Consider the following 26,959-nt stretch of genomic DNA (forward strand, 5'->3'; position numbering starts at 1 on the left):
CGCTGGTCTTTCCTCGAGGCCGTCATGCTGGCGCTTGCTGGCCCGCTCACCAGCCCGCTTGATGAATTCGGCCTGGTTCACCTCGTTCGCCCTTTCTGCGGCGTGTCGCCGCCGTACTGGCGCAGCAGCTCCATCTGCACCGCGTCGAAGAACGCCCAAAGCTCAACGTCGATCTGCTCTCTAGGCAGGCCGTGGGTGGACAGCCGGCGGTCGAGGTCCGCCACCACGCCGCGCCAATAGACTGCGGCCTCGTCACCGTGGATGACGTCCAGCCGACGCGCGACCTGGCGGACATCGGCGATTCGTCTCGACAGCGGAAACACCAAGATCCTGGCCGTGAAGTCGAGTTCAAGCTGCATCGGTGATCTCGCTCAGTCGACGGAGCATTCCTGCGATCGCGTCTCTCACCCGAACGGTTCGGTGGTACTCAGAATCGTCGGTGATCTCGCCGCTTTCGAGTTGGGCACTCAGCCAGGCAACCCGGCGCTTGCCCTCGCTCTCATCCATGCCGTGCTGCAGCCTGCGCTCGATGATCCCCAACATCGCTCCGAAGCTCTTTCCCGGCACGACTTCCGAGATGCTTCCGGTCGGTACGTCCGCTGCTTCGCAGGATATATTTCCCATTTTTATGGGATTTATTTCAGTTTCACTGAATATATTTGCATAATTAACTAATTGATTTTCTTGTGTATTTTCACTGATGGCTGTTACCTTTGGAGCGGCCTCCGCAACGCGATTGTTACCATTCCGCAGAGCTTCCGGTAGCGCCTCTGCTACCTGTTGTGCCCCCGGTTTTTTGGTAGCAGGACTGCTACCTTTCGCGCTGAGGAAATAATCCGTATCGAAGGCAGTGTAGATGATGCGGTAGACGCGCAGCCGTCCGTTCATCGGATGGTGGCTGATTTCCAGGTAGCCGCACAGCTTGAGCTTTGCGAGCGTCCGCGAGAGGCTCTTCTCGTGGCAACCTGCTAACTCCGCGAGGCGGGGATGGCTAGCAAAGCAACCGATGCCATTTGCTCCGAGGCGATCATGGAGCGCGATTGCCATCAGCACGCGGTAGTCTTCCGCCGCCAGCCGCTTATCGCCCGTCGCCCTTGCCGGTATCGCTGCATAGGACTTCCCCTTGGCAGCACTCATGCGGCGCGCGCCATCCGGAGGTTGGCCTCCCGGCAGACTTCACATGCTTCGACGGCCGACAGTCCGAACCTCTCGCGCAACAGGGGGACGATCGGCTGACCGATCCGGTCTCGAGGATTCTGGGAGAGCCATTCCACGGCGAGGTCGATGGCGGCGGAATGCTCATGCTCGGGAGGGGTAAGGTCTGCCGTCATGCGCGCCCCTCCCGCGAGGGATTCGGCGTGATGAGCCGCTTCTTGAGCCACTCACGTGCCGTCGGAACGTGAATGATGATCTCCTTGCCTCGTTTGGCGAAGGGGAGGCCGTCCTTCCTCGATCGCATGCGAGCGACCTGGCGCTTCGTCAGGCCGTTCGCTTTTGCGAATTCGGCCTCCGTCGGCCATTCATCGAAAATATTGTAATCCACCGTCGTGGGCTCCTCTTGGGGCGCCCGGGCGAAGCAGATCAAGCCGACGGGCGCAGTGAACTGGAAATGTTCTCTGAACCATCGGGTAGCGGACCGCCCTTGCGGGTCTCGGTCGGCTCACGTCTGTAGGACATGCGTCGTGGTTCGGAGTTTCGAAAACTCAGAATCCCTTCGACGCGGTGAATGTACGGCTGGGAATGGTGAAAGAGCAAGAGGTGATCTGCCACTTATCGACAGATAGCTGCCGAGTGCTGACCAGATGCTGACATACCTGGCGATCTGCGGCGATGCCATTGAAAATGCTGGCCAACTGGCGCCGACCCAGATGGTTACAAATTATCGGCGGGCGAAATCGCTGATTTGGTCAGGTCCAAATCGTCGCCAGATTCCTGTTTCGCTGCAGCCTCTATCAGATCAGCGGCACGTGTCATCGCCATGCGCAGCGGATCGTCGGCGAGGTGGGCGTAGCGCTGCGTCGTCTCGACCCGGCTGTGGCCGAGGGCGGCGCCGATCATCGGCAGGGAGAAGCCGCTGCCGGCCAGCGTCGAGGCGAAGCTGTGGCGCAGATCGTGCACGCGCAGCCCAGTTATCCCGGCCGCTTTCTTGGCCGCGCTCCAGGCGGCGCGGAGATCGTTGCGAAAGCCTTCCTTGCTTCGACCGGGAAACACCCATTCGGACACGGGATCCTGCTTCTCGCGGATGCCCTGCAGGATCGCCAGCACCGGGGCGGTGAGGGGGAGGTGGTGCGTCTTCTTCTGCTTCGTGGTCGACGCCGGCTTCGACCAGATCCCGCGGTGGAAGTCGAGCTGTTCCCACCGCATTTTGCACGCCTCGCCAACGCGACTGCCAGTCAGCAACAGCACCTTGAAAATCGCGGCCGCCTGCTTGTCCTCCAGGCCGTCGAGCGCCGCTGACAGCTTCTTGGTCTCGGCCGGGCTCAGATAGCGCTCCTTGCCCTCCAGTGTGTGCCTGGCGATGCCCTGTGCCGGATTGAGGCCGGTGCGCCAGCCCCATTCGATGGCGTAGCGGAACAACACGCCCATGAGGACGACGCACTGGTTCGCCTGATGGCGCTGGCCGAGATCGGTCAGCTTGCGGAAGACCTTCTCGATGTCGGACCGCTGAACGTCCTCGACCCTCATTTTCCCGAGGCTCGGCTTGAGGTGGTTCTTGATCGCCAGCTTATAGAACTTCCTCGTCGCCGGCCGCAGCGCGGGCAGGTGCTCCCGCTCGAACTCGTCGCAGAGCTGTTCGACCGTTCGGGCGCGCTTGCGCTCGTCCTCTGCCTGCTTCCGCTGCTCCTCCAATTCGCCGAGAGGGTCACCACCGAGGTCGACGACCTTGCGCAGCCGCTTCGCCTCCTGGCGCGCGACGCCCACCTTCCAGTCTGAGGTCGAGCCGATGGTATAGCGTCGCTCTTTCCCTGTGCCCCGGACGCGGTAGTTGAAGATGAAGCTTCGAGACCCGCTGGACGTCACCCGAACGCCGAAACCAGGAACCTCGCCGTCCCAATAGAGGGATTGACCCTTTGAAGGACTCAGCAATCGCGATATATGTCTGTCCGAAACAAGCGTTGCAGCCATCGCGCTCTCAGTCATCTTTGTGCCGTGTCAGCACTGTGTCAGTGGAGCTAATGGTAAATGTCGGTTGGGCTTAGGTAAAGAGTGGTAGCCATCGGCAAGGCAGCGGAATGGATGAAATCAATGGCTTATGAGGGTGAGGGCCAGAATCCGTTGGGCGGAAAGGCTTTGACCAATTCCGGTTCCCCGAAAGCCCCAATTACCCGGGCGGACTTTGATCGAGAGGCCGATCGGCCCGACCGCCAGGGGCTGTGGCGCGGCTTGAGCGTGGCGGTGCTGCGGCTGTCGCGGCACGCGCCGGCCCTGTCCATTGCCTCGATCGCGCTGTTCCTCGTCATGACGGCGCTGGAGTTTCTCTATTTCCAGCGCTTGAGCGGCGGCTTGGCCGCGCTCGACATGCGCGTCGCCGGCTTCACGCCCGACGAAGGCATGGCGTGGCTCACAGCACTCGGCCGTCGCGGCGGCGAGATCATCATCGTCTGGCACTATTTGACCTTCGACCTTTTGTTCCCGGCGCTGCTGTCGCTGACGCTGGTCAGCCTCATCCTTGCTTTCGGGCGGCGGCTCAGCACCTTCCGCGCCATGCCGGCGCAGCTGCAGGCCCTGTTCGCGCTCGTGCTGGTGCTGCCCTATACGGTGGCCGACTATGCTCAGAATTTTGCCCTGGCGCGGCTGCTCTCCGATTTCCAGCTGGCCAACCCCGATTCGCTGGCCTTCGCCTCTTTGCTGACCGTCACCAAATTCGCGCTGCTGGCCATTCCATTCTTTGTCGTCGCATTCTTCGCGCTGGCCGGGCAGCGGCGGCGCTGACGGGAGGAGAGGGCGGACAAATGCACCAGACCGCCATCTTCTGGCCGATGCTGGCGCATGTGCTCCTGGTCTACATCGTCTATCTGGTGATGCTGAAGCGGCGCTATCTCGCCGTGAAGTCCGGCGAAGCGAAGGTCGGCCAGTACAAGGTCCGCTCCACCGAGCCGGCCTCGAGCGTCACAGTCGCCAACAATCTGATCAACCAGTTCGAGCTGCCGGTTCTCTTCCACGTGCTCTGCTTGGCGCTGTTCGTCACCAATGGCGTGAACTACCTGACGCTGGCGTTGATGTGGCTGTTCATAGTCACGCGCTATGTGCACGCCTGGGTGCATCTCGACAGAAACTATGTGCTGCACCGCAGCCGCGCCTTCTTCCTTGGCGCGGGTATACTTCTTGTCGCCTGGTTCTGGTTCGCGCTGCACCTGCTCGCGGTGGTGTGACGCTAGAGCGTTTCACCGTTTCACGGAAACGGTCTATCTCTTTGTTTTTACGCACTTTTCCTGGAATTGCTCTAAAGGTCGAACACCGCGATCCGGCGCTTGTCGAACTTGATGCCGATCTCGCCGCGCACCAGCCTCAGCGCCTGCTCGCCGAAAACGGCGCGCCGCCAGCCCTGCAGCGCCGCCACGTCGGCTTCGTCGCCCTCGGCGGCTATGCGGTCGATATCGTCGCTGGAGGCAAGCACCTTGGTGGCGACGCCTTCCTTCTCCGCGACGATCCTGAGCAACACCTTGAGCAGCTCCGACGCCGCGCTCGATCCTTCCTGCGGCTGGACGCTTTTCGGCAGTTTCGGCATCGCATCCTTGGGCAGGGCAAGGGCGGTATTGACCGCGCCAAGCAGCGCGGTTGCCGTCGCGGAGCGCTCCCAGCCTTTCGGCGTGGTGCGCAGCTTGCCGAGCGCCGCCGCGTCGCGCGGCGCCTGCTGCGCGATCTCGTAGATCGCATCATCCTTGAGCACGCGGCCGCGCGGCACGTCGCGCTCGCGCGCCTCGCGCTCGCGCCAGGCGGCCACCGCCTGCACGATCGCCAGCTCCTGCGGCTTGCGCAGCCGCATCTTCAGCCGCTTCCAGGCATCCTCGGGATGCGGATCGTAGGTCTCGCGCGAGGTGAGGACATCCATCTCCTCGTTCAGCCAATGGGCGCGGTCCTCGCGCTTCAGCTCGGCGCTGAGATGCTGGTAGACCTTGATCAGATGGGTGACGTCGGCGAGCGCGTATTCGAGCTGCTTGTCGGAGAGCGGCCGGTGCCGCCAGTCGGTGAAGCGCGAGGATTTGTCGAGCCGGGCTCCGGTGACCTTCTGGACAAGCTGGTCATAGGAAACGCTGTCGCCGAAGCCGCAGACCATCGCCGCCACCTGCGTGTCGAACACTGGATGCGGCACCAGATCGCCGAGATGGACGATGATTTCGATGTCCTGCCGCGCCGCGTGGAAGACCTTCAGCACCGCTTCGTTGGCCATGAGCCGGAAAAACGGTTTCAGGTCGATGCCGGGCGACAACGGATCGATAAGCGCCTCAATCCCAGGCGCGGCGATCTGGATCAGGCAGAGGATCGGCCAGAAGGTCGTCTCGCGGATGAATTCGGTATCGACGGTAATGAATTCCGACTTTTCGAACGCCGCGACAACGCTCTCGAGTTCTTCTTGTGTGGTGATGACCTGCATCAAATCGCTTTTGGCACAATATTAAGCCTCTTTCAATTTCAGCCGCGCGCCCTTTCGTCAAGCCGCCGCAGCGTAAGCGGTGGCCCGATCGCCGGATTCTTCCATGCGAAATCGCGCTGCGTGCCGACGCGCCAACCCGCGATGTCCCTCAAGCCGTCGCGGTCCGCTCCACGGCTGCTTTCAGAATCGGCAGCGTGCCGCCCCAGTAGGGCTGGCATGCGGGCGACATCCAGCCCTGCATCATGTCGGTTCGGTCACGCTGCGCCAGACGTCGGACAACGGTGCCGCGATCGTGATCGACTTGACGATGGGCGAGCGGTTCATGCCTCGTAGGCCCGCGCCGGTACTCTCTCTCCGGTCGTGTCGGATCCTGTTCCGTCCGTTACGGCGTTCGGCGACGGTCGCCGGCCAAGCGCGCCCGCTGCCGCCAGGCTGAGCACGATGAACGGTATGCCGATGCCATAGGCCGAGCGGATGCCCCAGTGGTCCGAGACGAAGCCGAGCAGCGGCGGACCGAGCAGGAAGGCGACGAAGGAGATCTGCGACAATGCGGCAACGTTGATCGCGGCGGAGCGGTCCGTCATCTGGGCGGCCGCCGAAATCGCCAACGGAAAGATCGCGCTGCAGCCGATGCCCATGAGCGCGAAGCCCAGCATCGAGACGAAGGGCAAGGGCGAGAAGAAGACGATGAACACGCCGGCAGCCATCGTTGCCAACAACACGCGCGCCACGCCGCTCGGCGAGTGGCGGTCGACGATGCTGTCGGCGAAGAAGCGTGTCGTCGCCTGCGAGAAGGCGAACAGCGCCACGGTGATCCCGGCAACGAAGGGCCCTGACTCGAACACGGTGCGCATATAGATCGCCGACCAGTCCATGCTGGCGCCTTCCATCAGCATTGCCGACAGCGTCACCGCGACGAGGATGAGGATCGGCAGCGTCGGCCGGGCGAACATCGGCGCTTTGTCGCCAGACGTGACGAAGCGGGCGGGCGCCGGTTGGAAGCCGCCGAGCAACAGCGCCACCGCAACCGCCACCATCGGCACCACCAGCGCCAGATGCAGTTGCGGCGACAGGCCGAGATGCGCCAGCGCGCCGCCGAACAGCCCGGCGCCGAAGAAGCCAATGCTCCAGAACGAATGCGCCCTGTTCATGATGCGGCGCTTGAGCAGGAACTCGGTCCTGTCGGCCTCGACATTCAAGATGATCTCAATGCTGCCGATCATCAGTCCGACCGGGAGCAGCATCAGGAACAACGCGGCCGGGCCCGGCGCGTGCACCGCGACGGAATAGGCAAGCGCCAGCAGCGGCACCAGCCACAGCAGCGCGCGGCGAAAGCCGACGCGCTCCAGGATCGGCGTCGCCAGCGTCAGCGCGATCAGCGTGCCGATCGGCGTGCCGATCAGGGCGAGTCCCAGCGTGCCGTCCTCGATCTGCATGGCATGCTTGATATCGGGCAGGCGCGGGAAGATGTTGCCCATGGCGAAGGAATAGATCGCGAAGCCGGCATAGACGCGATGCTGCGGAGCGAGTTTCAGGCCAAGGGTCATCACGGGCAATCCAACAAGGAGATTTTGGCGAGCGACCTCTTCGGAGTCCGCCGGCGACTCTGTTTCTTGCATGAACAGGCAAAACATGCAATAACGTGCACAAATAAATAGGATCGTGCATGCTCACCGAAGAACGCCACCAACTCATTCGCGACCGGCTTGCGGCGGACGGAAAGGTGCTGGCCGGAGAGCTCGCCAGCCGTTTCGGCGTGTCGGAAGACACGGTGCGCCGCGATCTCAGGGAATTGGCGAAGGCCGGGCAACTGCGCCGCGTCTATGGCGGCGCGGTCGCTTCCGCGCCCTTTGCCGCCGCGACGCTCAGCCAGCGCAGCCGTCATGCGGTCGAGGAAAAAACGCGGCTCGCCAGGGCGGCGGTCGGGCTGCTGAGCGCGGGGCAGTCGCTGTTCATCGACGGCGGCACGACCAATGAGGCGATCGCCAGGGCGATCCCGCGCGACATCCAACTGACCGTCGCTACCAATTCGCTGGGCGTCGCCTCGGCTCTGGCGGACCTTCCCCTGGTCGAGCTGATCGTGCTCGGCGGCCGCTATGTGCCCGATCTCGGCACCTGCGTCGGCGCCGACACGCTCGCCGCCGTCGCGCAACTCGGCGCCGATCTGTTCTTTCTGGGCTCCTGCGGGCTGGATGTCGCGCGCGGCGTCACCGCCTTCGATTCGGCCGAAGCCGAGGTGAAGCGCGCCATGGCGAAAAACAGCGCTGGTATCGTCATTGCCGTCACCAACGACAAGCTTGCCACCGCCGCGCCCTATCGCGTGGCGAAGGCGGATGCGATCCGCCATCTCGTGGTGGAAAAGAGCGCGCCTCCCGCCACGCTCGCCGCTTTCCAAAGCCAGGGCGCGCAGATCCACTTTGCTTGAGCGGCTGCGGCAGCGCGCCTGTGTGACCGCTTGCCTTGACAAAGCCGGCCTCTCATGCGCTTTTCGCGCCAATTTTCGAGCCGGGCCGATGCCCGCAATTTCCGGACTTTACCCATGACCACGCATCGTTACCGCAGCCACACCTGTGCCCAGTTGAGAAAGAGCGACGTCGGCAATTCCGTCCGCCTGTCGGGCTGGGTGCATCGCGTGCGCGACCATGGCGGCCTGCTTTTCATCGACCTGCGCGACCATTACGGCCTGACCCAGATCGTCGCCGATCCGGATTCGCCGGCCTTCAAGGTGGCCGAGACACTGCGCGGCGAATGGGTGATCCGCGTCGACGGCGAGGTCAAGGCGCGCCTGCCGGAAACCGTTAATCCAAACCTGCCGACCGGCGAGATCGAGATTTTCGCGCGCGAGATCGAAGTGCTGTCGGCCGCCAAGGAGCTGCCGCTGCCGGTGTTCGGCGAACCTGAATATCCCGAAGACATCCGCCTGAAATACCGCTTCCTCGACCTGCGCCGCGAGACGCTGCACCGGAATATCGTGGCGCGCACGAAGATCATCGCCGAGATGCGCAAGCGCATGGGGGAGGTCGGTTTCACCGAATTTTCGACGCCGATCCTCACCGCCTCGTCGCCAGAAGGCGCGCGCGACTTCCTGGTGCCGTCGCGCATCCATCCCGGCACCTTCTACGCGCTGCCGCAGGCGCCGCAGCAGTACAAGCAGCTGATCATGGTCTCCGGCTTTGACCGCTATTTCCAGATCGCGCCCTGCTTCCGCGACGAGGATCCGCGCGCCGACCGCCTGCCGGGCGAGTTCTACCAGCTCGACCTCGAAATGAGCTTCGTCGAGCAGGACGACGTGCTCAGCACGATGGAGCCTGTCCTCCGCGCGGTCTTCGAGACGTTCGCCGCCGGCAAGCCGGTGACGCAGAAATTCCGCCGCATTCCCTATGACGAGGCGATGCGCACCTATGGCACCGACAAACCGGACCTGCGCAATCCGATCGAGATGCAGGCCGTCTCGGATCATTTTCGCGACTCCGGCTTCAAGGTGTTCGCCAACATCCTCGCCAACGATCCAAAGGCCGAAGTCTGGGCCATTCCGGCCAAGACCGGCGGCAGCCGCGCCTTCTGCGACCGCATGAATTCCTGGGCGCAGGGCGAGGGGCAGCCGGGGCTCGGCTACATCTTCTGGCGCAAGGAAGGTGAAAAACTCGAAGGCGCCGGCCCGATCGCCAAGAACATCGGCGAGGAGCGCACCGAGGCGATCCGCCAGCAGCTCGGCCTCGCCGATGGCGACGCCGCCTTCTTCGTCGCCGGCGACCCGAAGAAGTTCGTCACTTTCGCGGGCGCGGCGCGTACGCGCGCCGGCGAGGAGCTGAACCTCGTCGACCGCGAGCGCTTCGAACTTTGCTGGATCGTCGACTTCCCGTTCTTCGAATGGAACGAGGACGAGAAGAAGATCGACTTCGCCCACAATCCGTTCTCCATGCCGCAAGGGGGCATCGACGCGCTGAATGGTGAGGAGCCGCTCGGCATCAAGGCGTTCCAGTACGACATGGTCTGCAACGGCTTCGAGATCGCATCGGGCGGCATCCGCAACCACCTGCCGGAAACCATGGTCAAGGCGTTCGAGATGGTCGGCCTGGACCGCGCGACGGTGGAGGAGCGCTTCGGCGGCCTTTACCGCGCTTTCCAGTATGGCGCGCCGCCGCATGGCGGCATGGCGGCGGGCGTCGACCGCATTGTCATGTTGCTCGTGGGCGCCAAGAACCTGCGCGAGATCACCATGTTCCCGATGAACCAGCAGGCCTACGACCTGCTGATGAGCGCGCCTTCCGAAGCCACCCCGCAACAGCTGCGCGAGCTGTCGCTGCGCGTCGCCGTGGCGAAGAAGGACTGACGGCAGCCTAGCAACTGCCCTTTCTCCCCGTCACTGATACGGGGGAGAAATGTCCGGCAGGACAATGAGGGGCAGCGCGGGTGCTGGCGATTTGCACGCGGTCGTAACAGCTGAGGCCTTCTGACAGGCAGTCGGTTCAGCACCGAATTACATATTCGCAAGCGTCGGCGCTGCCCCTCATCCGCCTGCCGGCACCTTCTCCCCGTATAGTGACGGGGAGAAGGCAGCTAATTCGATCAGTCCTGGTTCGCCTTGACCTTGACGCCCAACGTCTTCGGCAGGTCGAGCGGGTTGGACATGGCGCCGGCCATGATCAGCGCGAACGGCACCGACGACGGCGGCTCGGCCGAGATTTCCAGGCTCTTCGGGTCGTCGAGGAAGGTGTTGACGGCAGCCGACACCTCGGCCGTCAGCTCGGGATTGTTGAGCTGCGCCATGCCGAACGGCACGATCGCCTTGGCCTGGTTGGCGACGTCCTTGGACGACATGCCCTGCTGCTTGCCGACATAGTCGAGCACCTTGCCGGTGAGCGAATCGTCCTCGAAGCGCACCGAGGCGCCGTTGAAGGAAAGCTGCTGCATCAGGCCGAGCATGGCCATGCCTTGCGCGGAATTGTCGGCGCCTTCCGGTTGGGCGGCGAGCTTCTTCTGCATCTCCTGCATCGACTTGATGAAGTCGACCGTGTAGCCGCCGAGGTCGAAGGTCATGCCGAGCGTGCCGGCATTTTCGACCGAGACGTCATATTTCGACAGCTCCATCTTGCCGTCGCTCGGCTGCCAGGTGCCGGCCATCGCGATGTTGCCCGAGATGTTCTGGTAGCCCAGCGCCTCTATCGCTTCCTTCGACTTCGGATCGTCGATCAGCGTCAGGTCGGCGGTGAATTTTTCGGTGTTGGCGGTGAAGTCCATCGCCTTGCCGTCGGCCGGCGGGGTGATCTGGACCGCAAGCCCGTCCATCGCGAACGCCGTCTTGTCGCCGACCTTGACCGTCATGTTGGAGAGCTCCGCCGACTTGTACATCATCAGCGAGCCGAGCGGATCGGTGCCGCCTTCGGCGGGAACCTTCATGTCGTGGATGACCACCGGGCTGAGGTTGAGCGTCACGCCGTCCTTGCTGTGCTCGAAAGGCGAGGTCGAGACGGTGGCGATCTCATAGCCGCCATTGGCTTCGCTGACCCCTTCCAGCTTCACGTCGCCGATCGGCAGCGCTTCCTTCTCGGCCGCCGGCTTGATGGAGACGCCCTGCAGCACGGCGTTCGAATCGTCGCCTGAGACGCCGGTCCAGGAAATCTCGACGCCCTGGGCGGCAAGGGCTGCCTTGATGCGCTCGGCCACCGCCGGATCGGCGGCGAAGGCCGCGTTGAGCGGCAGCGTCAGCAGAAAGGTCGAAAAAGCCAGTTTCTTGAGCGTTGAGCGTTGGATTGTCATGGCGAGTTCCCTGTCCTGATTGGCTATGTGAAATTGTTTTGAAATCTGCTCCATCACCATTCCGTGACGAACGGGACGGGAAAAAGGCATTTCCGGCCCCATTTGTCGAAAACGGCGATGAAAAGCAAACGCCGGTCGGCAGCCATTGCCCGATGCGGTGAATTTGTCATGAAGACCGCGGCTTTCCTTGGCCAGCGCGTTGCATTGCCAGATAGCGGCCGCATGTAACGGATTGATGTTGGCCGGCGTCGTGTTGCCGACTAAGCCTGTTGCAGATCGGCGGCAAATTGCAGCCGCCGCGGCGCCGCTTCCGTGAAATCCTTCACACCGCCGGCTGCGTGTCTATAGCCGCGGCGAATGCGCCGACGTTCACGCGGCGCTTGCCGCGAATCACCCGCTCGGCTAGTCCAAATCCATGGGAAAAAGGCTTTTGCCGCCTGATAACAATGGCGGCGGCGATAAAATCGAACCGGTCGATCTGAAGGAAGCGCTCGAGCGGCGCTATCTGGCTTACGCGCTGTCGACCATCATGCACCGGGCGCTGCCGGATGTGCGCGACGGACTGAAGCCGGTCCATCGCCGCATCATGCATGCCATGCGGCTGCTCCGGCTCAACCCCGATCAGGGCTTTGCCAAATGCGCCCGCATCGTCGGCGACGTGATGGGCAAGTTCCATCCGCATGGCGACCAGTCGATCTACGACGCCCTGGTGCGTCTCGCGCAGGATTTCTCGATGCGCTACCCGCTGGTCGACGGGCAGGGCAATTTCGGCAACATCGACGGCGATAACGCCGCCGCCATGCGTTACACCGAAGCGCGCATGACAGAGGTGGCGAGCGAACTGCTTGCCGGCATCACCGAGGATGCAGTCGATTTCCGGCCGACCTACAATGAAGAGGACGAGGAGCCGTCCGTCCTGCCGGGCGCCTTCCCGAACCTGCTCGCCAACGGCTCGTCGGGCATTGCCGTCGGCATGGCGACTTCCATCCCGCCGCATAACGCGGCTGAGCTTTGCGACGCAGCGCTTCATCTGATCGAGCATCCGGACGCGCCGGTGGCGAAACTGATGGATTTCGTCCAGGGTCCGGATTTCCCGACCGGTGGCATCATCGTCGACAGCCGCGCCTCGATCCTCGAAGCCTATGAAACGGGCCGTGGCGGTTTTCGCGTGCGCTCGAAATGGGGTCAGGAAGACCAGGGCAGGGGCACCTGGAGCATCGTCGTCACCGAAATCCCCTACGGCGTGCAGAAGGCCAGGCTGATCGAGAAGATCGCCGAGCTTTTGATGGCGCGCAAGCTGCCGCTGCTCGAGGACATCCGCGACGAGAGCGCGGAAGACATCCGCGTCGTCCTGGTGCCGAAGAGCCGCACCGTCGATCCCGGCCTCCTGATGGAATCGCTGTTCAAGCTCACCGAGCTCGAAAGCCGCTTCCCGCTCAACATGAACGTTTTGTCGCGCGGCAAGGTGCCGAACGTCCTGTCGCTGAAGGGCGTGCTGAAGGAGTGGCTCGACCACCGTCGCGAGGTTTTGATCCGCCGCTCGAAATACCGGCTCGGCGAGATCGAGAAGCGGCTGGAAATCCTCGCCGGCTATCTGATCGCCTATCTCAACATCGACGAGGTCATCCGGATCATCCGCGAGGAGGATGAGCCCAAGCAGGTGATGATGGCCCGCTGGTCGCTCACCGACAACCAGGCCGAAGCGATCCTCAACATGCGCCTGCGCGCGTTGCGCAAGCTCGAAGAGATCGAGATCCGCAAGGAATTCGACGGCCTCACCGCCGAGAAGAAGCAGATCGAGGCCCTGCTGGCTTCCGACGCCAAGCAATGGTCGACGATCAAGTGGGAAGTCACCAAGATCCGCGACACGTTCGGTCCGGAGACCGAACTCGGCAAGCGCCGCACCCAGTTCGCCGATGCGCCCGAGCATGACCTGACCGACATCGCGCACGCCATGATCGAGCGCGAGCCGGTCACCGTCGTTGTGTCGGAAAAGGGCTGGCTGCGCGCCATGAAGGGCCACCTGACCGACCATTCGCAGCTCGCCTTCAAGGAAGGCGACAGCCTGAAGCTCGCCTTCCATGCCCAGACCACGGACAAGATCCTGGTCTTCACCACCGGCGGCAAGTTCTACACCATCGGCGCCGACCGGCTGCCGGGCGGGCGCGGCCATGGCGAGCCGATCCGCATCATCGTCGACATGGAGAACGATCAGGACATCGTCACCGCCTTTGTCCATGACCCCAAACGCAAGCTGCTGCTCGTCTCCTACGACGCCAACGGTTTCGTCGTTTCGGAGGAAGAGGTCGTCGCCAACACCCGCAAGGGCAAGCAAGTGATGAACGTCAAGGCGCCGGACGAGGCCAAGCGCTGCATCCCGGTGTCGGGCGACCATCTCGCCATTGTCGGCGAGAACCGCAAGATGCTGGTCTTCCCGCTGGCCGAAATCCCGGAAATGGCGCGCGGCAAGGGCGTGCGCCTGCAGAAATACAAGGATGGCGGCGTGGTGGACCTGAAGACCTTCACCCTCGAGATGGGGCTCTCCTGGCAGGATTCGGCCGATCGCACCTTCACCAAGTCGCGCGAGGAGCTTGCCGAGTGGATCGGCGCGCGTGCCGCCGCCGGCCGCATGGTGCCGAAGGGTTTCCCCAGGACGGGCAAGTTCGGGTAGCGAGGCTCCCCTTCTCTCCTTGTGGGGTAAGAAGCGGTCCGCGTTAGCGGACGAAAAGCCAATTGCTTGGCTTTTCGAGCTTCGAACGCCCTGAGCCTGCAAAGGGCCGGGGATGGCCGATCCACCACCCGGCCGGGTCCCCGCTGCTTCGCAGCGTCCCGGCGTTCGCTGGCCTTTCATCGTGCCACTGGCACGATGAATTCGCTTCGCGAACCGGCTGCTCACCCCACAAGGGGAAGGCAAGGACGAACATTTGGACTATCGTCACGATTACTGCACTATGATGGTGCATAAGCATCCATTGAACCATCGGGCAGGGGAGAAACGCACGCTTGAAGCGGGCTGAAATCCAGAAACCGGGGCAGCGCCTGTTCGGCCTGTCGACGCCGCTCAGGGCGGCCGTCATCCCGCCGCTGTCGGCGGCGCGCTGGCTCCTGGTGCTGATCGCCGCCGCCGGCGTCTATTTCTTCCACGGCTTCCTGTTCCCGGTGCTGGCGGCGCTCGTCATCGCCTTTGCCAGCTGGCCGCTCTACCGCCGACTGCTCGTTGGCGTCGGCGGCAACCGCACCGTCGGCGCGACTTTGGCGATCCTTTTCATCCTCACCTTCCTGGTAGTGCCGATCGCGCTTGCCGGCACCTATGCCATCAACGAGCTGCGCGAGTGGGTCACCTGGGCGATCGAGACCAATCGCCACGGCGCGGTGACACCGGGTTGGATCGCCGCCATACCGGTCGTCGGCCAGTGGCTGAACGAGCAGTGGACGGCCTATCTCGGCCACCCCGGCGGCATCGGCGAGTTGATCCAGCTGATCAGCGGCTCCAATATCGGCAGCATCTATCGCGGCGCCTTGGCTGCCGGCGGCAGCGCCTTCAGCCTGATGCTGACGCTTCTGTTCATGATGATCGCGCTGTTCTTCGCCTATCGCGACGGCGAGGCTTTCGCGGCCCAGATCGATCGCCTCGGCGAACGCATCCTGCCGACGCGCTGGGAGCGTATCTCGCGCGTCGTGCCGGCAACCATTTCCTCGACGGTCACCGGCATGACCATCATCGCCATCGGCGAGGGCCTGGTGCTCGGCATCGCCTATTGGCTCGCCGGCGTGCCGTCGCCGGTGACGCTCGGCGCGCTCACCGGCATCATGGCGCTGATCCCGGGCGGTGCGCCGCTCTCCTTCACCCTGGTGTCGATCTACCTCGCCGCCAGCGGCAAGCTTTTCGCGGGCGCGGCCCTGTTCATCTGGGGCGCGGTCGAGCTCTTCATCGTCGACAAGACCTTGCGGCCCAAGCTCGTTGGCGGCCCGATCAAGCTGCCGTTCCTGCCGACCTTTTTCGGCCTGATCGGCGGCGTCAAGACGATGGGGTTCCTCGGCCTGTTCATAGGCCCGGTGTTGATGGCGCTGCTCGTCGCCATCTGGCGCGAATGGCTGCGCGAGGTCGAGATCATGGACGAGCTTCCGCCTGTCGCCGACGAGGCCGGCGCGCCGCCCCGGATCGAGACGGCCGCCGAGCCAAGGAAGATTCAGGCCGGGTGATGCACCGCGAGGTCCGCACGGCGCTTGCGGCCCTCATGCAATTGCCAGAGCGAATGCGCGACCAGCGTTACGATCATGATGCCGCCGCCGATCACGCTGTTGCGTGACGGTGTCTCGGCGAAGATCATCCACACCCAGACCGGCGCCAGGATCGTTTCCAAGAGATAGAACATCGCGACTTCCGCGCCCGAGATGTATTTCGGTCCGTTGGCGAGGCAGAAGAACGCGATCGGCATGACGACGCCGCCGTTCAGGATGATCCACCACGGCGCTTCGACTTGAAAGCCGGTCCTGGAGACCATGAACGCCGCCACCCCAAAAGGCAGGATCACGCCGATAAGCGCGGTAAAGCCCATGTCCTTGCCGCTGGCGCGCGAGATGGTGATGGCGCAGGCAATCAGGAAGGCCGAACACAATGCCATCAGGTCGCCGAACAAATATCCGGTGCCGACGGAATCGCCGACGATGATGGCGACGCCGACGATCATCAGCGCCATCGCGGCGAGGGTCAGCGGTCGCGGCCGCTCCTTCAGGAACAGCCACGACAGCAGCGCCGCGAAGACGGTGTTGAAGGCCAGGATGAAGACCAGATCGGCTGTCGATGTATGATAGACGGCTGTCATGAAGGCGACCGCGCCGAGCCCGTAAATCACGGCCACGACCAGCCCCGACCAGCCGGGTATGAGCTGCGGCGCATTCTTGCTGTACAAGCGCCAGACCGCCCACATGATCAGCGCCGCCGCCAAGGTGCAGCTGGTGCGCAGCAAAAGGATGGTCCAAGCTTCGCCATCCGCGAGCCGGATCAGCGGAATATCTATGCTCAGCACCAGACCGCCGATGGCGGTGACGAGGAGGCCTTTCTGGTGATCGGTGTGGGAAGACATGTGATCGTTCTCGAAACAAAGCGAGAGCAAGGGCCGGCGCGATTGCACACCTCGCGCGCGAGGGCGCGCAAGATCGGCGTCTTCTCCCTTGAAACACAATAAGGGCGGGTTCGGGAAAACTGTTTTAGCGACTGACCGCTTCGTGGTCGTAGCGTTCCCAGCCTTTCGGGCCGAGATGCTCCTGCGGCATGAAGCGCATCTTATAATTCATCTTGCGCGAGCCGTTGACCCAGTAGCCGAGATAGACGTGGGGCAGTCCCATCGCCTTGGCGCGGGCGATGTGATCGAGGATCATGAAGGTGCCGAGCGAGCGGTCCTCGAAGTCAGGATTGAAATAGGAATAGACCATCGACAGGCCATCGGCCATCTTGTCGGTGAGCGCGACCGCGATCAGCTCGCCATGGCCCTTGCCGGTGATGAACGTGTCGGGGCCGCGACGCCGGTATTCGATGATCTTGGTGTCGACATGCGTGTCTTCCACCATCATCGCATAGTCGAGCACGGTCATGTCCGACATGCCGCCACGGCGATGGCGGGCGTCGAGATAGCCGCGGAAGAGCGAGTATTGCTCGGTCGAGGGCTGCGCGTCATGCATGGCGCCGACGAGGTCGGCATTGTGCTGGATGACGCGGCGCATGTTGCGGCTGGGGCTGAATTCCTGTGCCAGGATGCGAACCGAGACACAGGCGCGGCACGACTCGCAGGCCGGACGGTAGGCGATGTTCTGCGAGCGCCGGAAGCCGCCTTGCGTCAGCAGGTCGTTCATCTCCGGCGCCTTGTCGCCGACAAGGTGCGTGAACACCTTGCGCTCGAACTGTCCCTCCAGATAAGGGCACGGCGACGGCGCGGTCAGGAAGAACTGCGGCGACTGGGTCGGATGCTGCGTCATCTAATCTTGGAAACGCTCCTGCGAATCGCTCTACCTTTGGCCCGGTCGGCGAAAAATTCAACAGGATTGTGCGGACGCGACGGGCTTGACCTGTTCATATTTAAGCATAGGCGGCGCGGCGGTCTGATCGACACGGCCGTGGAACGCCGTCAGATATCGGTGCGGGTGACCACCGTGCCGAGCAGCAGGTCGTGCAGCGTGCGCTTGCGGTCGGAGAACAGCGTGACCAGGAGCACCAGCGGCGTCAGGATGACGTTGCCAGCCCAGAACAGCACCGAGTGAACCACGGCCGTCATGCCGTCGATGCGGCTGCCGTCGAGCTTCTCCAGGCGGATACCCACGATCTTCATGCCGGTCGTCGCCTGGCCGCGGCTGCCCAGCGTGTTCCAGATGTAGAGAATGGCGACCATCGGCACCAGCACCGAAAACAGCGCCCAGCCGAGGCCGAAAGTCAAAAGCCCGAGAATGGCTACCAGGATGGCGAAGGGAATGGTCAGCAGCGCGACGAAGAAATAGTCGAGCAGGAAGGCGAAGATGCGCCTTGTCCGCACCCCGCGATAGGCGCGAGTGTCCTCGAACCTGGTCGTGATGATCTCGCCATCCAATACGCGTGCGTTCATATCCGTTCCTCGATCGCGGCATCCGCTTGAGGATGCCTGCCGCCCTTTTCAAATGGTGAGGGTGGCCCGGAATTCAAGGAAGGTGCCCGCCGGCGGACCGGCGCGATATCAGAAGATGCCCGGGGCTGAGCCTGTAGCGAACCCGCCCGAGATAGTCGCGATATTCCTCGGTGAGCGCCAGGATGCGCTCCTCGCGCAGGATGCGATGGATCTGGAACAGGGTGATGATCGCGTAGACCGTGAAATTGTAGATCGAGACGCTCGACAGCAGGAAAAGGATGTGCCCCGCCAGGTAGCCGGCATAGATCGGGTGCCGCACGAAGCGGTAGGCGCCGCCGGTGACGACGCCGCGATTGGTGGGCAGGATGGCGAAGGAGCGGCCAAGCGATATCTTGCCCCAGATCACCAGCCACAGCGCCAGGAATTGCAGCGGCGCCGCGATATAGAGCGGGATGATGGCGATTCCGTCCTGGAGCGATACGAAACCCGAGCCGAAACCGGCCGTCAGCGAGATGAATACCGTGAAAGGGCTCCAGTCGCGGACAATCGGTCGGCGCGCCAGCAGCAGCCAGGTAAAGGTCAGGACGTCGGAGATCATGAGCAGCAGGATGTTCAGCCGGCCCGGATCGATGACGAGGTGACGCGCACCGCGATAGACGAAGACCGCGGCGACCACCAGCGCGATGAAACGGAACAGGCCCTCGCGAAGGTCGGTGAGGATCTCGCTGCTTCGCAGCCCGGACCAAAAACCGATCTTTGCGCCAGGCAGCACATCGCTTTTGGAAATCGTCAACCCTGCCACCCCGGTGGTCCCCTCGACATGGACCATTGCACGCAAGCCTTGCCGTGCGGTTAAGGTTTCGCATGCTTTTGGTTGCATTGGCGGATTCGCCTGCGAGGGAATGGTGTGTTGCCTGTTGAACATGACATTCTTCCCGGTCTAGCTTGCTGCGGCGCACAAAGGGGACGGGGACATGGACTACGACATGCTGGTCATCGGCAGCGGCCCTTCGGGCCGCCGCGCCGCGGTGCAATCGGCCAAGCTCGGCAAGTCGGTGCTGGTGGTCGACCGAGGCCGGCGCCTGGGCGGCGTCTCGGTGCATACCGGCACGATCCCGTCGAAGACGCTGCGCGAAACGGTGCTCAACCTCTCGGGCTGGCGCGAACGCGGCTTCTACGGGCGTGGCTACCGGGTCATGCAGGACATTTCGATCTCAGATCTGGTCGACCGGCTGCACAAGACGCTCGACCATGAGGTCGAGGTGCTGCAGCATCAGTTCATGCGCAACACGGTGAAGAGCGCGCGCGCCGCCGTGAAGTTCCTCACGCCGAACAAGGTCAGCTTGACCGCCGACAATGGCGACTACAGCGAAGTTGGCTTCGCCAACGCGCTGATCGCCGTCGGCACCAGGCCGCACCGGCCGGCCGACGTGCCCTTCGACAAAAAGCGCGTCTTCGACAGCGACGAGATGCTGGAACTCCACCATCTGCCGCGCACGCTGACGGTGATCGGCGCCGGCGTCATCGGCGTCGAATACGCCACCATCTTTTCCGCCCTCGACGTGCCGGTGACACTGGTCGAGCCGCGCAACACCATCCTCGACTTCATCGATCGCGAGATCGTCGACGACTTCATTCACCAGATGCGTGACCGCGGCATGATCATCCGCCTCGGCAGCACGGTGAAGGAGATCGCCTCGAAACCCGACCACGCCGAAGTGACGCTGGCCGATGGCCGCACCATCCGCTCCGAGATGGTGCTCTACGCAGCCGGCCGCACCGGCAATGTCGCCAGCCTCGGCCTCGACACGGTCGGCATCGAGGCCGACGCCCGCGGCCGCATCAAGGTCGATCCGCATACCTTCCAGACCACGGTTTCAAACATCTACGCGTCCGGCGACGTCATCGGCTTCCCGAGCCTGGCTTCGACGTCGATGGAGCAGGGCCGGGTGGCGGCTTGCCACGCCTTCGGGGTCCACCTGCCGCCGCCGCCGGAGAGCTTTCCCTATGGCATCTACGCCGTGCCGGAAATTTCCACGGTCGGCCTGTCGGAAGAACAGGTGCGCGACAGCGGCGCAGCCTACGAGGTCGGCCTGGCGCGCTTCCGCGAGACCTCGCGCGGCCACATCATGGGCGTTTCGAGCGGCTTCCTGAAGCTGTTGTTCTCGGTCGAGACGCGCCGCCTGCTCGGCGCCCACATCGTCGGCGAGGGCGCTACCGAGCTCATTCATATCGGCCAGGCGGTGATCAACCTCGGCGGCACGGTCGACTTCTTCGTCAACAACACCTTCAACTATCCGACGCTGGCCGAAGCCTACAAGATCGCCGGCCTGGACGCCTGGAACCGGATGGGGCAGGGCTAAGGGATCGGCCAAGCTGGCCGGTCAGCCTTCCATCTGCGACAGCAGCGAAAGCATGACGTCGGCCGAAGGCATCGGCAGCACCGCCTCGATCTCGGCCGGCCGCACGCCGGCGATGGCGTCTGCATCGCCCGCCACGGTACCGAGCGGCCCGCGGAACCCGTGCTTCGACCAGGCGAGTTGCTGCAGCTTCGGGCTGGTCAGCGCTTCGAGCAGCGGATCGACCGCCGGATCGATGACGATCAGCGGATGCGCCGAATAGACGGTGGGGCGCGGATAGAGAATCTCCGGCTTGGCGCCGGCGCCAGCCTGCACGCGCTGCCAGCGCTCCGGATCGGCAAGCGCCCATTCCACGAGCTGGTTTTCGTAGCCCACCACCATCGGCTCGGCGCCGAGCCCTCCGGCGATATACTGGTCGAACAGCTTGCCCGACGAGGACGATTTCAGGCCCATGCTGCGGAAGATCGACTTCGCCTCCTCGCCATGCCGGGCAAGCAGTTCCTGCGTCGCCACGTCGCCGCTCATCAGGCTGAGCACGAGCCCTGCGAACATGAAGCCGGAATTGGAGCGGTTGGGGTCGGTGGAGACGATGCGTGCGCGACCATAGAGTTCGGAAATGCCGAGATCCGACCAGTTCTTGCCGGCCAGCATGGCATCGAGCAGCGCCTTGAGGTCGAGCTGGTTGTAGCCGCCCTTGGCGGCGACGGTGACCAGGCCGCTTTTCTTCAGGCCTTCGACCACCGGGCCCCAGGTGTAGACGACGATCGGCGAATTGAGCACGACCTGGTCGTTGCGGATCGAGACGCCGCTCTTACGCGCGAGATCGACCATGATCGACGAGGATGGCCACAGGAATTGCGGCTTCTGCGTCAAAAGTGCCGGCTCGCGCACCATCTCGACCGAACCGGCGACACGCGCGTCGAGCTCCAGCCCGTAGCCGCCAAGCGCGCCGATCACATCGGGGTCGGCCAGGAAAGCCTGCTTCTCGCCGCCGACGAAGCCGAACAGATGCGCGCGGTTGCCGAGATAACCGCGGAACTCCGGCCGGTCCTTGAGCGTCAGATAGCCGCCCGTTCCGGCCGCGGCGGCGGCAAGCAGTCCCAATCCGAAAGCGCGGCGAGAAAGGGCCATCAGCGACCGATATCCTCTTTCAGCGACTCCTGGATGAGTCGAAGGTCAACGTCGAGCGTGCCAAGCTCGGAGTCCGCTTGGCTGTCGGCATAGTGGACGAAGGCGTCCTGCAGCTTGGTGATCACCGCGCCGACAGTGGCAAGCCGCTGCTGGCTTGGCGCGCGGCGATCGGCAAGCGTGGCATAGCCTTCCGCGACTTCCGCCGCCTGCGGCACGTAATAGGTCAGGAAGCGCCGCACGGAAGCAGCGCTTGCCGGTTTCGCCTCGACTTTGGAGATGACGTCGGCGGCGATATCGGAAAGGTTCTTCACCTTGGCTTTTATGTCCTTGTCGGCGATAGAGCCGGCCGCGGCCGCCAGCCGGTCGGCCGCCGGCTGCGCCTGCGCCAGCAATTCGCGCGCGAACGCCACCTGGCCGCCGCCGATCGAGCGCAGGTCGAGCCCTTCGAACAGCTGGCGTGGCGCCAGCACGAAGATCAATCCGGCAAAGACCAGAACCGAGATCACCGCCGAGACCAGGAAGGGGAAGTGGGTGAACGTGCCCAGACCAATCAGCAGCGCGGCCGACACCAGCCCCGCCGCGATCCAGTTCCAGTCATTGCCGAACAAGCCGCGCATGGTTGGCCTTAGTTGTAGCCGCGCGCCGCGCGGAAGGCACCCGCAAGATCGCCGCCGCCGTCGAAGACACGCGCCGAGGTCGCCTTGGCGAGACTGTCGAGCTGGCTCTTGTCGGCATCGCCGAAGGTGATCCCGAACACCGGCACCCGCAGCGGCGCCTGCCGCCACTCAGCCAAGAACGGCTCGGCGCTGCCGTCGGTGCGGCCATCCGTCATGATGACGATGGCCGGCAGGTATTTCGGCAGGTCGGGCGTCGTCAGGATCTTCTGCAGCGCCTGCGAGGCGCAGGCATACATGTCGGTACCGCCGCCGGCGCGCTGCTGCGCCACGTCGCCAAGCAGTTGGTTCTGGCCCGCAGGATCACCGGTCGCGTCGAAAATGTCGCGCACTTTGCTGTCGAAAGGCAGCACGAAAATGTGGTCGGACGGCGTCCATTGCACCAGAACTTCGCTTGACTTTTCCGGCGTGAACAGGAACTGCGCGGCCTGCTGCAACTGCGTTTCGCCTTCGTTCTCCATCGAACCCGAAAAGTCGAAGCAGAGCGCCGTCAATGACGGTTTGCGCAGCGCCTGCTGGTAGAGATCAAGCGCCTTGCGGATCACCGCGGGTTCCGGCATGCGGATCGACGTCACCAGCTTGCCCGGATCGAAATTCCAGTCGGGCTCGGCCGTCGCCTGGATCGCGGCGCCGCCGAGCGGCAGTCGCCGGCCAGTGTCGGCGATGCGCTTGCGCACCGTGTCCGACTGCAGATAGGCGAGCAGGTCGGCGAAGAACTTTTCGACATCGGCGCCGCGCCCGTGATCGATGAAGCCGAGCGGGGAATCGCCGACCGCGACGCCATCGGCCGGATAGACCGCGTAGAGCGGCTCGTCGCCCATTTGCTTCAGCCTGTCGTTGGTCTCTTTCAGCGTCGCCTCGTAATTCCACATCGCGTCATAGAGCGTGCCCTTGCGCGCGGAATCGACATAGAGGTCGGCCAGCCAGCCTGAAGACCCGGAAGAGCGCTCGACACCCTGCAACAGGGCGCCGACCGTGTCGTGCACGGAGAGGTTGTCGAGGTCGCCGGGCTGGATCACCTCCTTGCCGCCGAGCGCGCTGGAGAGCATCGCCAGATAGGCGCTGGCGCCGGAGTTGGACTGCGTGGCCGAGGTCATCAGGAATTTGAGCTTGCCGTCCTTCACCGCGGCAAGGATGTCTTTCATGTAGACTTGCCTGCCGATCCAGCCGAGTTCGGCGGCCTTGGATTTGCGCACGCCGAGGATGACCGGCATCTGCGCGATCGAGGTGAGGTTGCGTACCTTGCGGCCGGTATCGAACAGGTCGACCCAGACGCTCGACGCCGGCCAGACCGCGTCCTGATCGAGCCCGCTGGCCTTCTGCAGGCCGAGACCGATATCGAGCGAGCCTTGGTAGGAGATGGTGCAGGTCGCGCCCTGCTTGGCGCAGAACTCCTGCACGATCGGCTCCAGCACCGTGTTCTCCGAACCGGAGACGATCGAGAATTTGACGTTGCCCGAATTGCAGGCCGCCAGCAGCAGCGCGGCCGCCGACGCCAGAACGGACGAAAGCTTCATTGGCATCGAGGCCCCGTCAGCCCTGGGTGAGCGCTTTCTTGAGGTCGGCGGTCATCTGGTCCATCTCCTTTTCGGCGTCGGCCCGCTTTTGCCGGCCTTGCTCCTGGACCTTGAGCACACCTTGCACCGTGTCGATCAGGTCGCGGTTGGCCTGCGCCAGCGTCTCGACATCGACGATGCCGCGCTGCGCCTGCTCCTCGATGGAGATGGCCTGATCCTTCATCATCTTCGATGTCTGGCGGATCATCTCGTTGGTGGCGTCCGTCACCGTCTTTTGCAGCTCCAGCGCCGACTTCTGGTTGGTCAACCCAAGCAGGATGACCATCTTCTGTTTCCAAGCTGGCACGGTCAGCACCGAGGTGGCCTGCAGGTTCTCGATCAGCGTCTCGTCGCCCGACTGCACAATGCGGATCTGCGGCAATTGCTGGATGCCGAGCTGGCGCGCCTGCACCAGATAGAAGATGCGCTTTTCCAGCCGGTCGAGCGCCTGCACGGCGTCCTGGTAGGTTTGCGCCTCCAGGGAGCCGGCGGTGTCGGCGCTCTTCGCCTCCGCCGCGGCCTTCAGCTTCGGCAGTTCGTCGGCGCGGTAGTTGTCGACGAATTTCTTGCCGGCCTGCACATAGGCGTCGAGATTGAGGATGGAGTCCTTGGTCTGCTCGTGCAGGTCGTCGAGCACGGCGATGTCGCGCCTGAGCGTGTCCTTATGACGGTCGAGCTCAAGGCCGATACGGTCGATCTGACCGGCGACGTCCTCGTACTTTTCCTTGAAGCGCTCGAGCCGTGCCTTGAACGAGGAGAACAAATTGCTCAAGAACCCTTCGTCCTTCAGCGAAGCCGGATCGAGGTTCCTGGCCTTCATGATGATGTCGGTAAGCAATGTGCCGGTGTCGCCGAGATCGCGGTTGCGGATCTGCGACAGAATCTTGTCGGCATAGTCGCTGACCGCTTGCTGGGCGCGGTCGCCGAAGACCGAAATCGCCGCTCGGTCGCGAATATCGATGCCGCCTTCGATCCTGGCGACCTCGCCCGGGCTGGCGGCAATGGCGGGCAACTTCGAAGTGTCGTCGAGCAGAGTGATGCTGTTCTCGTCGGCCATTGAGACCTCCCCCTCGGTGAACAGTATCTCGATAGACAGTGTGTGACAGACATATGACAATGGCCGGGCGTGGCGCTTGGGCCGTGAAATAGATTACATTTCCGCGCCTATGCGGAGGGACCCCTCGCTTCTGCAGCCGGCGCCGCCAGCCATTGCCGCACGATCGCGGCGTCCGCATCGCCGAATTCATGGCCCGAGGCGACGATGCGCGCGTCGACCTCGACGCGGCGCTCGCTGAACAGCGTGACCAGGGCAGGAGCGAACAAACCGTAGGTCTGGTCGGCGGCGCCGGCGACGATCAGCACCCGTGTGCCGCTAAGATCTGACGTTGGAGGATTGTCGAGCACCGGCATCGCCCTCAACAGCGCCGCCTGCTTGACCAGGCCGGGATGGAGCAGCATCAGGCTGGAGACGACATTGGCGCCGTTCGAATAGCCAAGGAAGGTCGCGCGTTGCAGGTCGAGCCCATGCTCCCTCGCGGCTTCCGTCGCGAACTTGGCATAGGCGGCCGTCTCGGCACGGATGGAGGTTTGCTCGAAACTGGTCGGCGTGATTCGCTCGAACCAGCGAAATCCGTCCTCCTGCCGAATGCGGCCGCGCGCCGCGACGATCACTGAACGCGGCGCGATCTGCATCGCCAGCGGCAGCATCGTCGTCTCGTCCACGCCTGACCCGTGCAGCACGAAGAGGCAGTCGCCGCTGGCGTTTGCCGGCGTCAACAGACGGTAGGGAAATGTCAGATTCTCGCGCAGGATGCTGTTTTCGTCGCTATATTCGAACACGCTCACATCCATTTGATTCCATGAGAGATTCGTTGATTTGCCGGCTTCAAAACGGAATATTTTCGCGCTCCGCGAAAGTTGATTGAACCAGGCGCAATTCAGGCCGTTTTTCCGCCGATACACTCCCCTGGGAGGAATCGAAGCGGTGCGCCCCGGGGGTCGCATTGCTGGCTATGAACAACCAGCTTTGAGGCCTTTTGTCGATGACCACCCCTGTTTCCAACGATCGCGACAAGCGTATCGTCGAGCGCGATACGCGGATCGACGTGCTGCGCGCACTCGCGCTGCTCACCATTTTCGTCGACCATGTGCCTGGCACGGTCTTCGAAAATTGGACCTATAAGAATTTCGGGTTTTCCGATGCGGCGGAGGCCTTCGTGCTGATTTCCGGCATCTCGGTGGCGCTGGCCTATGGCACGAAGTTCAAGCCGGGCGGCCGATTGCTCGCGACCTTGAAGATGTGGCGGCGCGCTGGCGTGCTCTACATCTCCCACATCGTCATCACGATGGTGGTGATCGCGCTGTTTTGCGCCGCCGCGCTGTTCGCGCACCGGCCGGAAATCCTGATGATGATCAACATCGAACCCTTGATGCGCAACACGCCGCAGGTGCTGCTCGGCATCGTCACGCTCGGCCACCAACTCGGCTATAACAACATCCTGCCCGTCTATGCGGCGCTGCTTCTGGCGGCGCCTGCTTTCGTGCTGTTCGTCAGCTATCGGCCCGTGCCGGCGCTGATCGCGTCCGGCCTGCTGTGGCTCGTCGCCGGCATCTGGCAGATCGCGCCGCCGAACTATCCGGAGCCAGGCCTTTGGTTCCTCAACCCGCTGTCTTGGCAGTTCCTTTTCAACATCGGCCTTGCCGCCATGCTGCATGTGAAGCGCGGCGGGCGGATCCCAGTCAATCCGTGGCTGCTTGGTGCCGCCGGCATCTATGTGATCGGAGCGGCGATCTGGGTGCACAGCCCGCTCTGGGGGCAGATCACCTGGTTCGACCTGCCGGTGGTGATCGGCGGCTTCGATAAGACCTTCCTGTCGCTGCCTCGGCTGCTGCACATCCTGTCGGTCAGCTATCTGATCGTGGCGCTGCCGGCTGTCTCGAACCTCTTCCGCGTCCGGCCCGACAATCCGCTGGCGATCCTGGGCAAGCGCTCGCTGCCGGTGTTCATCGCCGGCACGCTGCTTGCCATGGCGGCGCAGGTGCTGAAGCTGATCAATCCGGGCGGCCCGGCCTACGACACGCTTCTGATCGCTGCAGGCATCGCCATGCAACTCGCGCTTGCACTCTACCTCGAATGGCTTGCGAGCCTCGGCCCCTCCCGCGCCAAGCCGGTACGCGAGGAGCCTGCGCGTGCGACGTTCGGCGTGCAGCCGCTGCCGGCGAGGGCGGGCGGCTACTGACCGCAGCGCAAGGAAAGTGCCGGGTGGTCTATCCGCGCGGAATTACC

Annotated in this window: 24 protein-coding genes; 8 read left to right on the forward strand and 16 right to left on the reverse strand. The window is 63.6% G+C overall.

The window, feature by feature from the left end:
* Positions 1-77 precede the first annotated feature (77 nt).
* From FJ417_RS24675 to FJ417_RS24690, 4 genes are all read right to left on the reverse strand, one after another.
* Positions 78-359: a DUF6074 family protein gene (locus FJ417_RS24675; protein WP_140785222.1), complete on the reverse strand. Its 282-nt coding sequence runs from the start codon at positions 357-359 to the stop codon at positions 78-80.
* A complete protein-coding gene (locus FJ417_RS24680) occupies positions 349-1,137 on the reverse strand; it encodes a helix-turn-helix domain-containing protein (RefSeq protein ID WP_140785223.1) in 789 nt (262 codons plus the stop codon). The genes FJ417_RS24675 and FJ417_RS24680 overlap by 11 nt, the downstream gene beginning before the upstream one ends.
* A complete protein-coding gene (locus FJ417_RS24685; protein ID WP_140785224.1) occupies positions 1,134-1,331 on the reverse strand; it encodes a hypothetical protein in 198 nt (65 codons plus the stop codon). Before FJ417_RS24685 ends, FJ417_RS24680 begins: the two co-directional genes overlap by 4 nt.
* Before the next feature lie 541 nt (positions 1,332-1,872).
* Entirely contained in the window at positions 1,873-3,126 is a 1,254-nt protein-coding gene (locus FJ417_RS24690; RefSeq protein WP_181183290.1) for a site-specific integrase, read from the reverse strand.
* Positions 3,127-3,246: 120 nt separating this feature from the next.
* Between FJ417_RS24690 and FJ417_RS24695 the strand changes: the two genes are divergently transcribed.
* Both FJ417_RS24695 and FJ417_RS24700 read left to right on the forward strand, forming a co-directional pair.
* Positions 3,247-3,933 carry a hypothetical protein gene (locus FJ417_RS24695; RefSeq protein ID WP_246687534.1) on the forward strand — a complete coding sequence of 229 codons (687 nt, stop codon included), beginning with the start codon at positions 3,247-3,249 and terminating at the stop codon, positions 3,931-3,933.
* A gap of 20 nt (positions 3,934-3,953) precedes the next feature.
* The gene (locus FJ417_RS24700) at positions 3,954-4,373 is read left to right on the forward strand and encodes an MAPEG family protein (RefSeq protein ID WP_140785226.1); all 420 of its coding nucleotides are present in this window, start codon (positions 3,954-3,956) and stop codon (positions 4,371-4,373) included.
* Between the two features lie 71 nt (positions 4,374-4,444).
* Here FJ417_RS24700 and rnd read toward each other — a convergent pair whose 3' ends face one another.
* Positions 4,445-5,596 (reverse strand): ribonuclease D, encoded by a 1,152-nt coding sequence (rnd, locus tag FJ417_RS24705; protein ID WP_140785227.1) that lies wholly within the window; start codon positions 5,594-5,596, stop codon positions 4,445-4,447.
* Between the two features lie 320 nt (positions 5,597-5,916).
* Entirely contained in the window at positions 5,917-7,143 is a 1,227-nt protein-coding gene (locus FJ417_RS24710; RefSeq protein WP_140785228.1) for an MFS transporter, read from the reverse strand.
* 119 nt (positions 7,144-7,262) lie between these two features.
* Here FJ417_RS24710 and FJ417_RS24715 point away from each other — a divergent pair, with 119 nt between their 5' ends.
* Both FJ417_RS24715 and aspS read left to right on the forward strand, forming a co-directional pair.
* Complete coding sequence (locus tag FJ417_RS24715) at positions 7,263-8,021, forward strand: DeoR/GlpR family DNA-binding transcription regulator (protein ID WP_140785229.1); 759 nt, start codon at positions 7,263-7,265, stop codon at positions 8,019-8,021.
* 114 nt (positions 8,022-8,135) lie between these two features.
* The gene (gene aspS / locus FJ417_RS24720) at positions 8,136-9,929 is read left to right on the forward strand and encodes an aspartate--tRNA ligase (protein ID WP_140641349.1); all 1,794 of its coding nucleotides are present in this window, start codon (positions 8,136-8,138) and stop codon (positions 9,927-9,929) included.
* A 236-nt stretch (positions 9,930-10,165) separates the two neighbouring features.
* Here aspS and FJ417_RS24725 read toward each other — a convergent pair whose 3' ends face one another.
* Positions 10,166-11,356 carry a hypothetical protein gene (locus FJ417_RS24725; RefSeq protein WP_140707433.1) on the reverse strand — a complete coding sequence of 397 codons (1,191 nt, stop codon included), beginning with the start codon at positions 11,354-11,356 and terminating at the stop codon, positions 10,166-10,168.
* Positions 11,357-11,771: 415 nt separating this feature from the next.
* On the opposite strand from FJ417_RS24725, the gene parC reads away from it, so the two are divergent.
* Entirely contained in the window at positions 11,772-14,027 is a 2,256-nt protein-coding gene (gene parC, locus FJ417_RS24730) for a DNA topoisomerase IV subunit A (RefSeq protein WP_140785230.1), read from the forward strand.
* A gap of 332 nt (positions 14,028-14,359) precedes the next feature.
* Complete coding sequence (locus FJ417_RS24735; protein ID WP_140785231.1) at positions 14,360-15,559, forward strand: AI-2E family transporter; 1,200 nt, start codon at positions 14,360-14,362, stop codon at positions 15,557-15,559.
* Here FJ417_RS24735 and FJ417_RS24740 read toward each other — a convergent pair.
* The 4 genes from FJ417_RS24740 to FJ417_RS24755 all read right to left on the reverse strand — a co-directional run bounded on the left by FJ417_RS24740 (position 15,547) and on the right by FJ417_RS24755 (position 18,754).
* Complete coding sequence (locus FJ417_RS24740; RefSeq protein WP_140785232.1) at positions 15,547-16,443, reverse strand: DMT family transporter; 897 nt, start codon at positions 16,441-16,443, stop codon at positions 15,547-15,549. The two genes, FJ417_RS24735 and FJ417_RS24740, sit on opposite strands and share 13 nt — an antisense overlap.
* A gap of 124 nt (positions 16,444-16,567) precedes the next feature.
* Positions 16,568-17,332, reverse strand: coding sequence for an arginyltransferase (locus FJ417_RS24745; protein ID WP_140659119.1), 765 nt, complete (start codon positions 17,330-17,332; stop codon positions 16,568-16,570).
* A 149-nt stretch (positions 17,333-17,481) separates the two neighbouring features.
* A complete protein-coding gene (locus FJ417_RS24750; RefSeq protein ID WP_140785233.1) occupies positions 17,482-17,952 on the reverse strand; it encodes an RDD family protein in 471 nt (156 codons plus the stop codon).
* A 73-nt stretch (positions 17,953-18,025) separates the two neighbouring features.
* On the reverse strand, positions 18,026-18,754 hold the full coding sequence (locus FJ417_RS24755) for an isoprenylcysteine carboxylmethyltransferase family protein (RefSeq protein WP_246687535.1): 729 nt from the start codon (positions 18,752-18,754) through the stop codon (positions 18,026-18,028).
* A gap of 172 nt (positions 18,755-18,926) precedes the next feature.
* Here FJ417_RS24755 and sthA point away from each other — a divergent pair, with 172 nt between their 5' ends.
* Positions 18,927-20,315, forward strand: a complete 1,389-nt coding sequence (sthA, locus tag FJ417_RS24760; RefSeq protein WP_140785235.1) for a Si-specific NAD(P)(+) transhydrogenase — start codon at positions 18,927-18,929, stop codon at positions 20,313-20,315.
* Between the two features lie 21 nt (positions 20,316-20,336).
* On the opposite strand, the gene FJ417_RS24765 is transcribed toward sthA, so the two are convergent.
* The 5 genes from FJ417_RS24765 to FJ417_RS24785 all read right to left on the reverse strand — a co-directional run bounded on the left by FJ417_RS24765 (position 20,337) and on the right by FJ417_RS24785 (position 25,512).
* Entirely contained in the window at positions 20,337-21,443 is a 1,107-nt protein-coding gene (locus FJ417_RS24765; protein ID WP_140785236.1) for a hypothetical protein, read from the reverse strand.
* On the reverse strand, positions 21,443-22,060 hold the full coding sequence (locus tag FJ417_RS24770; protein ID WP_140659115.1) for a 5-bromo-4-chloroindolyl phosphate hydrolysis family protein: 618 nt from the start codon (positions 22,058-22,060) through the stop codon (positions 21,443-21,445). The genes FJ417_RS24765 and FJ417_RS24770 overlap by 1 nt, the downstream gene beginning before the upstream one ends.
* A gap of 8 nt (positions 22,061-22,068) precedes the next feature.
* A complete protein-coding gene (locus FJ417_RS24775; protein WP_140785237.1) occupies positions 22,069-23,640 on the reverse strand; it encodes a substrate-binding domain-containing protein in 1,572 nt (523 codons plus the stop codon).
* 10 nt (positions 23,641-23,650) lie between these two features.
* Positions 23,651-24,730 (reverse strand): toxic anion resistance protein, encoded by a 1,080-nt coding sequence (locus FJ417_RS24780; RefSeq protein ID WP_140785238.1) that lies wholly within the window; start codon positions 24,728-24,730, stop codon positions 23,651-23,653.
* Between the two features lie 107 nt (positions 24,731-24,837).
* Positions 24,838-25,512: an alpha/beta hydrolase gene (locus tag FJ417_RS24785; protein WP_246687536.1), complete on the reverse strand. Its 675-nt coding sequence runs from the start codon at positions 25,510-25,512 to the stop codon at positions 24,838-24,840.
* A 203-nt stretch (positions 25,513-25,715) separates the two neighbouring features.
* On the opposite strand from FJ417_RS24785, the gene opgC reads away from it, so the two are divergent.
* On the forward strand, positions 25,716-26,912 hold the full coding sequence (gene opgC, locus FJ417_RS24790) for an OpgC domain-containing protein (protein ID WP_140785240.1): 1,197 nt from the start codon (positions 25,716-25,718) through the stop codon (positions 26,910-26,912).
* The last annotated feature ends 47 nt before the right edge of the window (positions 26,913-26,959 follow it).

It is taken from the genome of Mesorhizobium sp. B3-1-7 (assembly GCF_006439385.1).
Lineage (GTDB): Bacteria > Pseudomonadota > Alphaproteobacteria > Rhizobiales > Rhizobiaceae > Mesorhizobium.

Coding starts and splice junctions, on each gene's coding strand:
- FJ417_RS24715 (WP_140785229.1), top strand. CDS start 7,263: ATGCTCACCGAAGAACGCCACCAACTCATTCGCGACCGGCTTGCGGCG.
- FJ417_RS24780 (WP_140785238.1), bottom strand. CDS start 24,730: ATGGCCGACGAGAACAGCATCACTCTGCTCGACGACACTTCGAAGTTG.
- sthA (WP_140785235.1), top strand. CDS start 18,927: ATGGACTACGACATGCTGGTCATCGGCAGCGGCCCTTCGGGCCGCCGC.
- FJ417_RS24695 (WP_246687534.1), top strand. CDS start 3,247: ATGGCTTATGAGGGTGAGGGCCAGAATCCGTTGGGCGGAAAGGCTTTG.
- FJ417_RS24700 (WP_140785226.1), top strand. CDS start 3,954: ATGCACCAGACCGCCATCTTCTGGCCGATGCTGGCGCATGTGCTCCTG.
- FJ417_RS24725 (WP_140707433.1), bottom strand. CDS start 11,356: ATGACAATCCAACGCTCAACGCTCAAGAAACTGGCTTTTTCGACCTTT.
- opgC (WP_140785240.1), top strand. CDS start 25,716: ATGACCACCCCTGTTTCCAACGATCGCGACAAGCGTATCGTCGAGCGC.
- FJ417_RS24740 (WP_140785232.1), bottom strand. CDS start 16,443: ATGTCTTCCCACACCGATCACCAGAAAGGCCTCCTCGTCACCGCCATC.
- FJ417_RS24685 (WP_140785224.1), bottom strand. CDS start 1,331: ATGACGGCAGACCTTACCCCTCCCGAGCATGAGCATTCCGCCGCCATC.
- FJ417_RS24765 (WP_140785236.1), bottom strand. CDS start 21,443: ATGGCCCTTTCTCGCCGCGCTTTCGGATTGGGACTGCTTGCCGCCGCC.
- FJ417_RS24775 (WP_140785237.1), bottom strand. CDS start 23,640: ATGCCAATGAAGCTTTCGTCCGTTCTGGCGTCGGCGGCCGCGCTGCTG.
- FJ417_RS24770 (WP_140659115.1), bottom strand. CDS start 22,060: ATGCGCGGCTTGTTCGGCAATGACTGGAACTGGATCGCGGCGGGGCTG.
- FJ417_RS24675 (WP_140785222.1), bottom strand. CDS start 359: ATGCAGCTTGAACTCGACTTCACGGCCAGGATCTTGGTGTTTCCGCTG.
- aspS (WP_140641349.1), top strand. CDS start 8,136: ATGACCACGCATCGTTACCGCAGCCACACCTGTGCCCAGTTGAGAAAG.
- parC (WP_140785230.1), top strand. CDS start 11,772: ATGGGAAAAAGGCTTTTGCCGCCTGATAACAATGGCGGCGGCGATAAA.
- FJ417_RS24710 (WP_140785228.1), bottom strand. CDS start 7,143: ATGACCCTTGGCCTGAAACTCGCTCCGCAGCATCGCGTCTATGCCGGC.
- FJ417_RS24750 (WP_140785233.1), bottom strand. CDS start 17,952: ATGAACGCACGCGTATTGGATGGCGAGATCATCACGACCAGGTTCGAG.
- rnd (WP_140785227.1), bottom strand. CDS start 5,596: ATGCAGGTCATCACCACACAAGAAGAACTCGAGAGCGTTGTCGCGGCG.
- FJ417_RS24745 (WP_140659119.1), bottom strand. CDS start 17,332: ATGACGCAGCATCCGACCCAGTCGCCGCAGTTCTTCCTGACCGCGCCG.
- FJ417_RS24690 (WP_181183290.1), bottom strand. CDS start 3,126: ATGGCTGCAACGCTTGTTTCGGACAGACATATATCGCGATTGCTGAGT.
- FJ417_RS24680 (WP_140785223.1), bottom strand. CDS start 1,137: ATGAGTGCTGCCAAGGGGAAGTCCTATGCAGCGATACCGGCAAGGGCG.